Origin of the sequence: Vibrio xiamenensis (assembly GCF_900100015.1) — a bacterium.
Classification (GTDB): Bacteria; Pseudomonadota; Gammaproteobacteria; order Enterobacterales; family Vibrionaceae; genus Vibrio; species Vibrio xiamenensis.
Genome location: NZ_FNDD01000020.1, coordinates 49,546 through 62,938, shown reverse-complemented (window position 1 = coordinate 62,938; position 13,393 = coordinate 49,546). Strand labels below are relative to the sequence as shown.

At 50.4% G+C, this 13,393-nt stretch carries 12 protein-coding genes; 1 reads left to right on the top strand and 11 read right to left on the bottom strand.

Features of this window, described 5'->3' with window-relative positions; genetic code table 11:
- Positions 1-36 precede the first annotated feature (36 nt).
- From BLS03_RS15830 to BLS03_RS15805, 6 genes are all read right to left on the bottom strand, one after another.
- Positions 37-1,119, bottom strand: coding sequence for a DmpA family aminopeptidase (locus tag BLS03_RS15830; protein WP_093276053.1), 1,083 nt, complete (start codon positions 1,117-1,119; stop codon positions 37-39).
- A gap of 126 nt (positions 1,120-1,245) precedes the next feature.
- On the bottom strand, positions 1,246-2,712 hold the full coding sequence (locus tag BLS03_RS15825; protein WP_093276050.1) for a leucyl aminopeptidase: 1,467 nt from the start codon (positions 2,710-2,712) through the stop codon (positions 1,246-1,248).
- A 343-nt stretch (positions 2,713-3,055) separates the two neighbouring features.
- The gene (locus BLS03_RS15820; RefSeq protein ID WP_093276048.1) at positions 3,056-3,685 is read right to left on the bottom strand and encodes an N-carbamoylsarcosine amidohydrolase; all 630 of its coding nucleotides are present in this window, start codon (positions 3,683-3,685) and stop codon (positions 3,056-3,058) included.
- Between the two features lie 33 nt (positions 3,686-3,718).
- The gene (locus BLS03_RS15815) at positions 3,719-4,471 is read right to left on the bottom strand and encodes a maleate cis-trans isomerase family protein (RefSeq protein WP_281241239.1); all 753 of its coding nucleotides are present in this window, start codon (positions 4,469-4,471) and stop codon (positions 3,719-3,721) included.
- A gap of 20 nt (positions 4,472-4,491) precedes the next feature.
- Entirely contained in the window at positions 4,492-5,310 is an 819-nt protein-coding gene (locus tag BLS03_RS15810; protein WP_093276044.1) for an alpha/beta fold hydrolase, read from the bottom strand.
- Positions 5,307-6,464, bottom strand: coding sequence for an FAD-dependent monooxygenase (locus BLS03_RS15805; RefSeq protein ID WP_093276042.1), 1,158 nt, complete (start codon positions 6,462-6,464; stop codon positions 5,307-5,309). The genes BLS03_RS15810 and BLS03_RS15805 overlap by 4 nt, the downstream gene beginning before the upstream one ends.
- 245 nt (positions 6,465-6,709) lie before the next feature.
- Here BLS03_RS15805 and BLS03_RS15800 point away from each other — a divergent pair, with 245 nt between their 5' ends.
- Positions 6,710-7,762: a 2,5-dihydroxypyridine 5,6-dioxygenase NicX family protein gene (locus BLS03_RS15800; protein ID WP_093276039.1), complete on the top strand. Its 1,053-nt coding sequence runs from the start codon at positions 6,710-6,712 to the stop codon at positions 7,760-7,762.
- A 132-nt stretch (positions 7,763-7,894) separates the two neighbouring features.
- Here BLS03_RS15800 and BLS03_RS15795 read toward each other — a convergent pair whose 3' ends face one another.
- The 5 genes from BLS03_RS15795 to BLS03_RS15775 form a co-directional block, all read right to left on the bottom strand.
- Positions 7,895-8,632, bottom strand: a complete 738-nt coding sequence (locus BLS03_RS15795; RefSeq protein ID WP_093276037.1) for an ABC transporter ATP-binding protein — start codon at positions 8,630-8,632, stop codon at positions 7,895-7,897.
- An 11-nt stretch (positions 8,633-8,643) separates the two neighbouring features.
- Complete coding sequence (locus tag BLS03_RS15790) at positions 8,644-9,402, bottom strand: ABC transporter ATP-binding protein (protein WP_093276035.1); 759 nt, start codon at positions 9,400-9,402, stop codon at positions 8,644-8,646.
- A complete protein-coding gene (locus BLS03_RS15785; protein WP_093276032.1) occupies positions 9,399-11,342 on the bottom strand; it encodes an ABC transporter permease in 1,944 nt (647 codons plus the stop codon). The genes BLS03_RS15790 and BLS03_RS15785 overlap by 4 nt, the downstream gene beginning before the upstream one ends.
- A gap of 117 nt (positions 11,343-11,459) precedes the next feature.
- The gene (locus BLS03_RS15780; RefSeq protein WP_093276030.1) at positions 11,460-12,695 is read right to left on the bottom strand and encodes an ABC transporter substrate-binding protein; all 1,236 of its coding nucleotides are present in this window, start codon (positions 12,693-12,695) and stop codon (positions 11,460-11,462) included.
- A gap of 203 nt (positions 12,696-12,898) precedes the next feature.
- Positions 12,899-13,375 carry a MarR family winged helix-turn-helix transcriptional regulator gene (locus BLS03_RS15775; protein ID WP_245696717.1) on the bottom strand — a complete coding sequence of 159 codons (477 nt, stop codon included), beginning with the start codon at positions 13,373-13,375 and terminating at the stop codon, positions 12,899-12,901.
- Between the last annotated feature and the right edge of the window lie 18 nt (positions 13,376-13,393).

The window sequence follows — 13,393 nt, the reverse complement described above, 5'->3', positions numbered from 1 at the left end:
AGTTTAGTTAACGATGTTTTGTTGTTGAATTTGAGTTTACAAATATTTTCGACACAGAATGTCGAGCACTTCACTGAGCGAAGTTCGAAAATTCCCGCCAAAACCTCTGACACTTGTGGCTTGCAGCAACGCATCGATAACCGCCTGTTCGGTGCCTTCAGCGGCTGCATGCAGCAGTGGGTCGAGTTGCTGGTCTGAAAGCTCGGCTGATTTTGCCTCTGTTGATTGTTCCTCTGCTGATTGTGGCGCGGTTGAAAATGCCAATGCGATATCACCAGAGCCGTGCCCCCAATAGCTGCCAAGTCGGCCAAGACCTGCGCCTGCCCGTTTTGCAATTCGCTTTAGCTGACGAGCAGACAGCGGCGCATCGGTCGCCATAATGATAATGATCGAGCCTTTATCCTCTTGCGACATTGGCTCGCGCATCGCCCGTTCGATCTCCTCGCCAAGCGCAATGCCTTCTAAAAGCAGCGCCGGCAGAGCCCCGAAATTGGCCAATACCAGCACGCCAAGCGTCGCGTCCAATTCAGGCACATAACACGAACTGGTGCCAATGCCACCTTTCATGGCAAAGCAGCTCATACCGCGTCCGGCACCAACGCTGCCACGCTTAAATTCTGCGTGCGTATTTTTTAACGTTTGTACCACCAAGTCTTCGCTCACCGCCATGGCTTGAATGTCATTGAGGTAACCGTCGTTACACTCCAGCACCACAGGATTTACGGTTGGTAGCGCGCGGCCAATCTCTGGGTTTTGCTCAATCATGTATTGCGCCGCGCCGCTAAATCCACGCCCGACACACAGCGTATTGGTGAGTACGATCGGCGTTTCAATCACGCCCAGTTCTTCGATTTGCACTAAACCGATTGGCTTGGCAAAACCGTTGAGAACCGCCACACCGCACGGCAGTGGCTGCTGATAGAGATTATTTTGAGTTGGGAGAATAGCGGTTACGCCTGTCTGACAGTCGCGATTATTAAGGGTCGAGTGACCAACGGTCACGCCAGCTACATCGCTAATGCGGTTATTCGGCCCGCTGGAAAAATGACGAAACCCAATGCGTTTTTCATCGCGCCAGCGGCGAAGCAGCGGTTCAAGTCGAGAGTAAAAATAGTCCATGCTGAAAGGGTTCGATCCTTAATGACTTGGCTTAACACAATCAAAGCGAGCGCCGAGAGGCGCTCGCAAAACCTAGCTTAAAGCTTAAAGCTTAAAAAGCCTTAACTTGAAAAACCATAGCTTAAATCAGTCTTCAAACTGCTCTTTCACTAAGCGGTCAAGTAAGCGCAGGCCAAAACCGGTGGCCCCTTTTGGCTTGGTTGGTAAATTGTCTGAACGCCACGCGGTACCTGCAATATCAAGGTGAACCCAAGGCGTGTCGTTTTCAATGAAGTTGTGCAAAAACTGCGCGGCAACACTTGAGCCACCCACACCTAGCTTGGTGCCGTTGTTACGCATATCTGCTATCTCGCTCTTAAGCAGACGCTTAAAGCTATCACCGAGTGGCATCTTCCACACTAACTCGCCTTCCAACTCACCCGCGCGAGTCACTTGCGCAGCGAGTTCGTCATGGTTAGAGAAAATCCCCGACATCTCGTCACCAAGTGCGGTAATGATCGCGCCGGTTAAAGTCGCTAAATCAAACATTGCGCGCGGCTTAAAGGTGCGTTGCGTGTAGGTCAGCAGGTCACACAGCACTAAACGACCTTCGGCATCGGTGTTCATCACTTCAACCGTTTGTCCAGACATGGTGGTTACCACATCACTTGGGCGCTGAGCTTTATCGCTTGGCATGTTTTCAACCAGACCCAACACACCAATCGCATTGACTTTGGCTTGGCGTTTAGCCAGTGTCACCATCAGTCCCGCCACTGTACCGGCACCGCCCATATCCTCTTTCATGGTGTTCATTGAGGAGTTTGGTTTGAGTGACAAACCGCCACTGTCAAACACCACACCTTTACCCAAGAATGCAATCGGAGATTGTCCTTGTGCGCCGCCATTGTGCTTGATAACCACCATCAGGGTTTCGTACATCGAGCCTTGGCCAACACCAAGCATTGCGCCCATACCAAGCGCGGCCATCTGCTTGCTATCAATCACTTCCACTTCTAGGCCGTATGGCGTGAGAGTTTGGCAAAGCTCGGCAAACGCTTCGGTGGTCAACACATTGGCTGGCTCCCATACCAAATCGCGAGTCAGAGCAATCCCAACAGCAGAAGCATCAAGCGGCATATAAGCTTGCAGCGCTTTTTCAGCATCAGTAGTTGCAACGGTCATGGTTTCCAGTACGCAGCGAGCCTTAAGCGCTTCAAGCGTTCGATATTTATCAAAGCGGTAACCACCAAGCTGCGCGCCGTATGCGAAATGGGCAGCCTGCTCGCTATCCGCAAGTGCAACAAAAACCTCTCTGAGTGCAAGGCTCTCTGCTTTCTGCGCCAGTACACCACCGGCATTTTCGATGTCCAGAATTGAAGCTTCGCCGGTACCAAGCAAAATCACACGATCAAGGTCAGTGTGTGCTGGTGCAACGATGCTCAGCCAGCTTTGTGCCTCACCACTGAACTTCTCAACTTTCATTGCACGCGTTAATGCACCTTGAGTGAGCGCATCAAGTTGAGCGCCAAGTGCGCACAGCGAGCCGTCCCCACCGACACATAAAGCGAGGCTGCCGGTTTGGGGAAGAGAGAGTTCGGAAAAGCTGACTTTCATGATTAGTTATCCTTAAACATTCGAAAAGTTAACGCGCTGAGGCGTCAATGAAAAATTGGGATTCAAGGGCTAAGACGTGATATTCGCCGTGCTCCCCGTCTCCTTGATGCATCCACCTTATTTGACCAACTGCACATTAATATGTGCAATGAAATTCGTCATGCACCGAAAGTTGAGAATAATGCACTCGCTCCTCAGGTGCAATGAGTTCGCCATATGCCGTATCGGAACAGGTCGCTAGACTTGGGGAATAGCAGATAAAAAAAAGCTCACTAAATTGGTTAGAATTTAGCGAGCCCCTTAAGCAAAGGAATCTAAAACACAGGAAAGAACTAGAAATACATCAGTTTTGGCTTTGCAGGTAATCGATGACCTGCGCTTTACTCACCACATCGCCATACTTGCTGTCGATATCAAACAAGTTGGCTTCGTGCGGCTCGGGATGGCGATCGCCGACGCACTCGCGGACCACTATGCTGCGAAAGCCGTGTTGCATGGCGTCAACTGCCGAGGCGCGAATGCAGCCGCTGGTTGAACAGCCAATAATAATCACCGTATCCACCCCGAGGGTGTGTAGTGTGCTCGCAAGGCTAGTACCAAAAAACGCACTGGCGTATTGCTTGGTTAATACCAATTCGCCCTTTTGCGGCGCCACTTGTGGGCAAAACTCAGCAAACGGATTACCCGCCACCATGGCTTTCATCACCGGCGCTTTTTTAAGCCATACGCCACCATCGATGAAGCTCTCGTGGTACAAAATATTGGTATGAATCACCGGAATGCCAGTTTCACGCGCAGCTTTAAGTAGTTGCGGCGAGGCTTCAACCGCATCAACCACGCCTTGAGCAAACAGCGACGAGGCTTTATCGGTGTAGCCTTGCATAAAATCGATGCTAATTAGCGCCGCTTTGTCGCCAAAACCGATACGTGAATCCCACACTCCTTGGTAGTTAGCGTGCAAATTTTCGCTCATGATTTTTTCCTTTTACAAGTCGCTCGGGGCAAACTAATAGGCACCCGATAGCAGAGCGCCAGCGCCAGGCACAACAGGCTCAAGGCCCAGCGCCTTGAGCATGGCATAAGTAGTGGCAACTGCTGCGGTCACTACGGGTTTGCCTGTTAGCGCTTCGACCTTGGCAATCGCCCCAAGTGATGGCATCTGTACACACGCCGACAGTACAATCACATCCGCATCTTGATAATTAAGCCCGGCGACAATATCCGGCAATTTGTTCACATCATGGCGCCCAACTTCAAGGTTATCGGGAATTTCCAGCGCGATATGATCAATCACGTCAAACCCTTCGCTGGCAATATAATCCACCACCAAATTCGTCAGTGGCTTCATGTAAGGGGCCACCAGCGCAATGCGTTTGGCTTTCATGATACTCAGTGCGTCCACCAACGCGCCGGCGCTGGTTAATACCGGTGCATTCGCACCGTTTTGCTGAGTGTGCGCAGTTAACCGCTGTTCAGATTGACGATGATAACCAGTGCCCATCGCCATGATGGCCACCAAACAGGCGTAACCCAGCACATCCACTCGCGCATCACTCAGTTCTAGCGCACAGCGATCGGACTCGGCATCCATCGCCGCGAGCTCCTCTTTGACCACTTTTTTCATCCGCATGCGGCTGGAATGAAAGGTAAATTGTTCGTTTGGATACCGGGCTTGTCTTGCCATCAACATCGCTGGAATTTCGGTTTCCATGGTGGTGTTCGAACTTGGCACAATTTGGCCGATTCGATAAATGGTCATAATGTCCTCGTCTTCACCGATTATTGAGGAATCACTTGCGTTTCATTAAGCGCTGCAAAAAAGCCATCAAAGTCATCCCAAGGGATCATATGCCCGGCGTTTTCCACATGGCATAAGGTGACGTTTGGCATCAGCTCTGCAATTTCACTTTCATCGCTTGGCTCAATCACGCCGCCCTTGCCCGCCACCATCAACACGCTCGGTACGGTGACTTTCGGCAAATCTTGATGGAAATCATCATCATGAAAATCATTAAACGCTTTGACAATTGCCGGTTCGTAACAGGTATGTAGCCACTGCGCTCTCAGTTGGCGCTGCTCAAGCGTCCAAGTCGGACAAAACGCCAACATATCTTCCGCGCTCATACCGATATTCGATTGACGAATCGAGTCCACATACCACGGTAATTTGCTGGGATAAGCGCGGCGATTTGGCCCGGACACTGGCGGGTCGACCAATACCGCTTGACTCACTCCGGTTAAGCCGCGCGCCAAAGCGCGAGTGATAAAGCGTGCGCCCATTGAGTGACCAAGGATCACAAAATCCTCAAGCTCGAGCGCTTTGGCAAGTTCGACAATGTCATCGGCGCAGCTGTCAGCATCGTAGTTAAGCTCTGGGCCGGTTTGCGATAGACCGCGCCCGCGCACATCCAATACATAGGTATCAAAATGCTCAGCTAAGCGCTCGGCAACAAAACCCCAAGTGACCGCAGGGCTTGTAATACCAGGGATCAGCAGCAACTGCTGCTGATTGTTTCCCGTTTGTGGCTTGGCGTAGCGCAAATAGTGCTGGCGGATACCATTGGCATTGACCTGAGCCCCATAGAGAAAATTGCTCATGCCAACTCCTTCTTAACCAAGTCTTTGAGTGGCTCGGCATACAAGTCGTAACCAAAGCACCAAGCCGGATCTTCTTGGGTGTAAAGCCAAGTGTTGGCATTGGAGTTCGCTTGCACGCGAGTTGCACGATCCTTACGGTTAGCTTCGTATAGCTCAAATGCGGTTTGATAGTCGCTGGTGCCGACTTCTTCAATACAACGCACTAGCATTGCTGCATCTTCAATCGCCATAGCACCGCCTTGCGCCATGTGCGGTTTCATTGGGTGACATGCATCGCCAAGCAGCACCATGCGGTTACGACGCCATAATGGCAACGGGCTGCGATTCTTCAGAGGCCATTTGGTCACCGATGTCGTGGCATCAATCAGAGCTTGTACGGTATCGTGATAGCCAACAAACGCTTCTTTCATCTCTTCTTTACTGCTGTCGACAAATGGCGCGTCGCTGTTCCAATCTGGATCAGGAACGCCTGTTACGTAGTAGTATTCATCGCGGCGTCCGGTGGTGAAATACACCATCATGTGGCGATCTTCCGTCCACCATTTCACACAGTCTTCAAAGTTGTGCTGGTATTTTGCCAATTGCTCGCCAGTAATTAACGCGCGGTGAGCCACCCAGCCGCTGTAGGTCGGTTTTTCTTTGCCCAGTAAGTTTTCGCGCACCATTGAGTTAATGCCATCGGCGCCAATCACGAAATCCGCTTTGGCGTGAGTGCCGTCAGCAAACTTCATCAGCACTTCATCACCGGTATCTTCAATTTCTTCAAGATGCTTACCAAACACGACATCCTTTTCGTCTAAAGGTGACAAGATCACTTCGTGCAGGTCGCCACGGTGTATGGTTACATAAGCCGCGCCGTATTCTTTAAGCGCAAAATCGCCAAGTGGAATACGTGACAAGTAATCGCCAGTCAAGCCATCGCGGCTAAACCAGAAATCCGGGTGCGAAGACATGATGCTGACTTTTTCTTCGATGCCCATTTTGCGGAAAATCTTCATCACGTTTGGCCCCATATGAATACCCGCGCCTAGGCGTGAAAAATGCGGAGCACGCTCGTATACCGTCACGTCAAATCCTGCTTGTTTCAGTAATACCGCGACCGCGGCGCCACCAAGGCCAGCACCAATCACTGCGAAGGTTTTTTTGTCTTTCATCGTTGCATCCTTTCAATCGTATCGAGAAGTGAATTTATAATGTATACGTTATTTATTATTGTTGTAAATGTTAATTTTTAAATTTTTTCATGGCGCGAAAGTTGCTAAATAACCAGTTACTTCAGTAAAAAGTGCACTTTTTGTTACTTGAGGTTAAATTTCAATATAGTGCATGCACCATAAATACCCATTTAAATGCTCGCTGCACTTTAATAGGGCTTAAATCATTCACAAGGAGATAAATTATGGCCGTAAGCGATAGCCAATTAGTGGAAATGTTTGAACAGGTACTTACCCTATCCAAAGTCACCAGCAGCGAAAGTGTGGCGATTTTGAAAAGTCATTACTCCAACCAGCGAATTGTCGACGCTGCCTTTAGCGCAGCGCAGCGCCTTGGTGCCAAAGTGTATGGCGTTGAACTGCCCGCACTGAACATGCCCAAAGCGATGGGCAATGATATGACCGCCTATTGTGGCGATACGCCGCTGACGGGTAACAAAGCTGCGCAAATTGCGCTTGAAGCGGCGGATTTGATTGTTGATACCATGATGCTACTGCACTCACCCGAGCAAGAGCAGATCTTAAAAACCGGTACGCGTATTCTACTCGCCGTCGAACCGCCGGAAGTGCTTGCTCGCATTCTGCCGACCTTAGAAGACAAAGCGCGCGTGGTCGCGGCGCAAAAAGTTTTGCAAGGGGCGAAGAAAATGCGTGTCACTTCGCCATCAGGCAGCGACATTACCATGGAACTTGGCCAATACCCGACGGTCACCGAATACGGTTTTGCTGACGAACCAGGACGCTGGGACCACTGGCCAAGCGGCTTTTTGTTTAGCTGGCCAAATGAAGGCAGCGCGAATGGTAAAATCGTCATCGATGTTGGCGATATTCTGCTGCCATTTAAAAACTACTGCCGCGAACAAATTATCCTCACCATAGATAACGGCTTTATTACCGATATCTCTGGCGGCTTTGAGGCACAATATCTCGCCGATTACATGCGCTATTTTGACGATCCTGAAGTGTACGGCATTTCTCATGTCGGCTGGGGTTTGCAACCTCGTGCTCAGTGGACCGCAATGGGCCTACACGATAAAAACGATGGTATGTGTATGGACGCCCGCGCGTTTGACGGTAACTTCCTATTCTCAACCGGGCCAAATACCGAAGTGGGCGGCACACGCAAAACGCCTTGCCACATGGACATTCCACTGCGCAATTGCACCATTACTCTGGATGATGAAATTGTGGTGGTCGATAACGGCAATGTGGTGTACCCACCAGAATCCATTGGCTAAGTGCTGGCCAAACAATCCAGCGGCGTTAAGCGCCGCTTTTTTGTATCTCGAATTCGCTATTTGCATGATAAAAAAACGGCTTAACTTAGCGTTAAGCCGTTTCGCTATCTGCATTTCAACGCTAAGCAACCTTTAGACCGAAAGATAATTACGCCTGACTTCGTCATTGGCTGAGAGCTCTTCCATACTGCCTTCAAAGCGAATATGACCGTTCTCAAGTACATAGGCGCGGTCGCATACCAGATCGGCAAACTGCAAATTTTGCTCCGAGAGCAGAATCGTCAGCCCTTGCTTTTTCAGTTCGATGATCATTTCCGCCATCTGCTCAACGATGACTGGCGCAACCCCTTCCGATGGCTCATCAAGCAACACCAAATACGGATTCCCCATCAGGGTGCGTGACACGGTGAGCATCTGCTGCTCGCCGCCGCTCATTTGCCCGCCGGGGCGGTTTGGCATCTCCCCAAGATTGGGAAACAGCTCAAACAGCTTTTGCGCAGTCCAGTGCGGCGCACCTTCACGAGGCGGCTGCATGCCCACCTCGAGATTTTCCAATACGGTTAAGTCGGTGAAGATGCGCCGATCTTCTGGCACAAACCCCATGCCCATTTTGGCGATGGTATGCGGCGGAGCTTGACGAATATCCTCACCGACAAATGAAATCTCACCTTGAGTTCGATTGAGCATGCCCATGATCGCTTTCATAGTGGTGGATTTACCAGCGCCGTTACGCCCCATCAAAGCCACCACTTCACCGCGTTTAACCTTGAGATTAACGTCAAACAGAATATGCGCACGGCCATAGAAGGCGTTTAAGCCGCTAACATTTAAAATTTCTTGCTGCGTTCCTTGCTGTAGTTGTTGCTGCATAGCTTTCTCCATCACGCTACTTCAAACGATTTGCCACTGCCGAAATAGACTTTACGTACTTTGCTGTCGCTCCGAATTTCTTCGGCGCCTCCGTCGGCAATCAGTTCGCCTCTGGCAAACACAATCATGCGATCGGCGTGTTCAAACACCACGTCCATACTGTGCTCAGTAAACAGTACCGACAAATTGCGCTCGATAACCATCTTCTTCACCAATGCCACCAGCAAATTACGCTCTTTCGGTGCCATGCCTGCAGTGGGTTCGTCCATCAACAGCAATTTTGGCTCGTGTGCCAGCGCCATCGCCAGCTCAACACGTTTAACATCGCCATACGCCAACTCGTTACACGCACGGTTAGCTTGATCGGCCATGCCCACTTGCTCAAGCAAATCCAGTGCTTGCTGTTTGTAGTACCCCGCCGCGGGTTTCCACCAACTGAACAATTTTTTGTACTTAGACAACAGCACCATTTGCATGTTTTCCAGCACAGTCAGCGAACCAAAGGTGGCCGAGATCTGAAACGTACGCCCCACGCCTTCACTCCAAATTTGGCGCGGGTGCATGCCAACAAGTTCAATATCTTCAAGCTTGATGGAACCTGTATCTGGCTTAAGCTGACCATTGAGCATATTAAAGCAGGTGGATTTGCCAGCGCCATTTGGCCCAAGCAACGCCAGCAGTTGACCGCGCGGCAGATCAAACGACACATTATTGACCGCTTTTACGCCGCCAAACGACTTACTGATCGACTCAATTTTCAATAAACTCATCGCGCTTCCTCCTTGGATTTGCGTATCATCACGCCGCGCTTAGGCGCCGTGAATTCGGCGTGCTTTCCCCACTGCCACAGGTGCGATAACGTCCCCACGATGCCGGCAGGAAACAGTAATACGATCAGCAAGATGATCATACCAAGCACCGCTTTCCAGTAGTCGGTGTCGCGTGCCACCAGATCATGTAACCAAGTAAAGACTGTGGCGCCAACAATCGGCCCAAACAGGGTTTGTACGCCGCCAAGTAACACCATCACTAAGCCATCAATAGAACGTTCAACGCCAATGGCTTCAGGTGAAATGCCGCCTTTAGAGAAGGTGTAAATCGCACCGGCAATGCCACCAAATAGGCCTGCAACGATAAACGCCACCCACTGTACTCGCTTGACATCGATACCAATCGCATCTGCGCGTAGATATGAATCGCGCGCCGCGCGCAGCGATAAACCAAACGGTGCAAACAAAATTCGTCTTAGCACCAACACGCCAACGATGGTGATCGCTAGGGTCAAATAGTAGAGCGCGGTACTTGAAGACAACCAATCTGAAGGCCACACGCCATAAATGCCGTTACTGCCGCCGGTGACATCGTCCCATTGATAGACGATTGACCACACAATTTGTGCAAAGGCAAAGGTCAGCATGGCTAAGTAAACGCCGCTTAAGCGCACCGAGAACCAGCCAAATACCACCGCGCCAAACACCGCAAACAGCGGCCCAACAATCAGTGCCACTTCCATAGGAAGTTGCCAAGTGGCGACCAAAATCGCCGCGCCATATGCGCCAAGCCCGAAGTAGGCGGCGTGGCCAAAAGAGTGCATGCCCCCCGGGCCCATCACAAAGTGCAAGCTTGCCGCAAATAGCACCGCGATAAATATCTCAACCAGAATGATTTCTGCGTAAGGGAAAGCATCTTGAAACAGCGGCACCAACATCAGCGCAATCACTAATGCAATCGATGCAAACTTGTAGCTTGGCGTAGCCGCACGAAGCGGCGACTCTGAGCTATGATCGTTACGCGCAGCAACCTGAGGTTTACCCAATAGCCCCCAAGGGCGAATCACGAGAATCACCGCCATGACTAAAAACTCTGCCACCAGCGTTAATTTCGACATTGGAAAATCAAAGCCAAATAGATGAATGGTGCCAAGTGCAATACACAGCGCTTTGATTTCGGCAATCAAGAGTGCGGCGAGAAACGCGCCCGAGACCGAGCCCATGCCGCCCACCACGACCACCACAAACGCGGTGCCGATCGACTCCATATCAAGCGCCAAGTTGGCGGGCATTTTGGGTTCCTGCAGCGCGCCGCCAAGACCTGCGAGAAAGCAGCCGAGCGCAAACACGCTGGTAAATAGCCAAGCTTGATTGACCCCAAGGGCAGCAACCATGCCGCGATCTTGTGTCGCCGCGCGAATCAATACCCCCCAGCGGGTTTTGTTAAGCAGCATCCACAACGCACCCAGTACCAGCGGACCAATCACAATCATCACCAGATTGTATTGCGGGAAACTGCGGCCAAGAATTTCTACCGAACCAGAAAGCCCAGGCGCACGAGGCCCGAGCAGTTCTTCAGGCCCCCAGATAAACAGCGCCAAATCTTGCAAAATCAGCACCAGTGAGAACGTCGCCAGCAGTTGAAACAGCTCTGGCGCGCGGTACACGCGGCGCAAAATCACCATTTCAATCAGTGCGCCAATCAAGGCAACCGCAACTGAGGCGAATAAAACTGAGCCCCAAAAACCCAATACTGAATCGCCAAAATGGCTAACCAAAGTGTATGAAAGGTATACGCCTAACATGTAAAACGAACCATGGGCAAAATTCATGATTCGAGTCACGCCAAAAATCAGTGACAGACCTGACGCGACTAAAAATAGCGATGATGCATCTACTAAACCGTTAAGCAGCTGTATCAATAATCCTGATATCGTCATCTTTCTTCCCCTACCCCTTCATGCTCACACCGCTCTATGCGGCGTTCTAATAATGAAAGCGCTTATATGTGCCAAAGGTCGCTCGCGATGCGAGCAACCTTAACCTTGGCAAAGCGATTAATTGCTTGGGCGCATTGCTGCAACCGCATCATCTGATGGCTGCACCTCTGCGCCGCTAACATAATGGAAATCAACCATAGTTCCTTTGCCATCCTCTACCGCGGTTTGGCCAACAAACGCACCAAATGTTGATTGGTTATCTTGGGTACGGTAAGTAATTGGGCCAAATGGCGTATCAAGAGACAAGCCGCTTAGCGCTGCAATGATCTTTGATGTGTCAGTCGAACCCGCTTTCTCTAGCGCAGCAGCCACACTCTTAATCACGGTATAACCAACCACAGAGCCTGCGCGTGGGTATTCGCCATATTTGGCTTCATAGGCTTTTTTAAACGCATTGTGCTCTGGCGTATTGATTTTGCTCCACGGATATCCGGTCACATACCAACCTTTTGGCGCCTCAGCCCCCATAGGGTCAAGGTATTCCGGCTCACCCGTCAACAGCGAGAACACCGCTTTGTCTTTAAACAACCCGCGGGTGTTACCTTCACGAACAAATTTCGACAAGTCAGCACCGAACAAGGCATTGAAGATCGCATCCGGCTTCGCATCGGCGAGAGCTTGAGTCACAGAACCGGCGTCAATTTTACCCAGTGGCGAGGCTTGTTCAGCGACAAATTCGACATCCGGTTGCTGCTCTTTGAGCAGCTTCTTAAATGTCTCTACCGCCGATTGTCCGTATTCATAGTTAGGGTAAACCAGCGCCCAACGCTTCTTGTGCTGCTTGACTGCATCAGGAATCAACATCGCCACTTGCATGTAGGTTGAAGGACGTAATCGGTAAGTGTATTTGTTGCCATCTGACCAAACCATTTTGTCGGTTAGCGGCTCTGCTGCCAGATAGACGATGTGGCGCTGTTTGGCATAATCGCTCAGAGCCAAACCTGTGTTAGACAAGAATCCGCCAAAGATCATGCTCACGCGTTCGCGCGCACGCAGCTCTTCTGCGACGCGAATCGCATCACCTGGGTTAGCGTTATCATCGCGGGAAACCACTTCGAGCTTTTTACCCAGCACACCACCATTGGCGTTGATTTCATCAAGCCCCATCTGCCAACCCTTTTTATAAGGACCCAGGAATGCAGACATGGCTTTGTAACTGTTAATTTCTCCGACTTTGATCGTATCTGCTGCCCAAGATGAGCTTGAAACCAGAGACCCTGAAACCAAGGCCCCAGAAACCAAGACTCTGGCCAGCAAACTTCTCCCTAAAATTCCTTGTACAACTTTGTTCATAATCACCTCTGTTCGCTTCGTTGCGATTTTGTTTTCATTCCGTGTTAAATGTGTCGGTTTGTAAAAGTCATGTAGTAATTACTTCATGAACTATTGCAATCATCAGACCAAAAAATGACCTGCATCATAAAAAAGTGCAGTTTTCTTAACAGTTAGATCAAAAAAGGGAGGCTTAAGCCTCCCTTACACAGGTGAAATAGTGGTTATTTTCCCGAGTCGTTCATCTTCTTCAGCAGATAAATCAGCGCTACTCGCTCAGCGGGATTGAGCGAGCCCATGGTCGCTTCGGTGATGTCAACGGCGCATGGAATCATCTTGTCGAGCAGCGCCGCGCCGCTCTCACTTAGCGAAATCATCACCTTACGCTTATCATTAGGATCAGCGGATAAGTCTATCCAACCTTTTGATTTTAAACGCTCTACAACACCACGCATGGTCGCTTGGTCGACGGCTGTGGCGGTCACAATATCGGTGATGGAACAGCTTCCCATACTTTGAATGGTGCACAGCGCAACAAACTGTGGTGAAGTCAAATTGGCTTCACAACTCAGCTCCTGAAAAATCATCATGTGCCTTTGGTAGGCTTTACGCAGCAGATGGCCAACTTGCTCACTAAAAATATAATCGTTGCTATCTGTTTGTGAGTTTGAATCCAAACTCGACGCATTCTCGCCGTTCACCCATTCACTCCCTATCAA

Excerpts from the sequence above, each read along its gene's own strand:
- BLS03_RS15830 (WP_093276053.1), bottom strand. The coding sequence starts at position 1,119 with ATGGACTATTTTTACTCTCGACTTGAACCGCTGCTTCGCCGCTGGCGC.
- BLS03_RS15825 (WP_093276050.1), bottom strand. The coding sequence starts at position 2,712 with ATGAAAGTCAGCTTTTCCGAACTCTCTCTTCCCCAAACCGGCAGCCTC.
- BLS03_RS15820 (WP_093276048.1), bottom strand. The coding sequence starts at position 3,685 with ATGAGCGAAAATTTGCACGCTAACTACCAAGGAGTGTGGGATTCACGT.
- BLS03_RS15815 (WP_281241239.1), bottom strand. The coding sequence starts at position 4,471 with ATGACCATTTATCGAATCGGCCAAATTGTGCCAAGTTCGAACACCACC.
- BLS03_RS15810 (WP_093276044.1), bottom strand. The coding sequence starts at position 5,310 with ATGAGCAATTTTCTCTATGGGGCTCAGGTCAATGCCAATGGTATCCGC.
- BLS03_RS15805 (WP_093276042.1), bottom strand. The coding sequence starts at position 6,464 with ATGAAAGACAAAAAAACCTTCGCAGTGATTGGTGCTGGCCTTGGTGGC.
- BLS03_RS15800 (WP_093276039.1), top strand. The coding sequence starts at position 6,710 with ATGGCCGTAAGCGATAGCCAATTAGTGGAAATGTTTGAACAGGTACTT.
- BLS03_RS15795 (WP_093276037.1), bottom strand. The coding sequence starts at position 8,632 with ATGCAGCAACAACTACAGCAAGGAACGCAGCAAGAAATTTTAAATGTT.
- BLS03_RS15790 (WP_093276035.1), bottom strand. The coding sequence starts at position 9,402 with ATGAGTTTATTGAAAATTGAGTCGATCAGTAAGTCGTTTGGCGGCGTA.
- BLS03_RS15785 (WP_093276032.1), bottom strand. The coding sequence starts at position 11,342 with ATGACGATATCAGGATTATTGATACAGCTGCTTAACGGTTTAGTAGAT.
- BLS03_RS15780 (WP_093276030.1), bottom strand. The coding sequence starts at position 12,695 with ATGAACAAAGTTGTACAAGGAATTTTAGGGAGAAGTTTGCTGGCCAGA.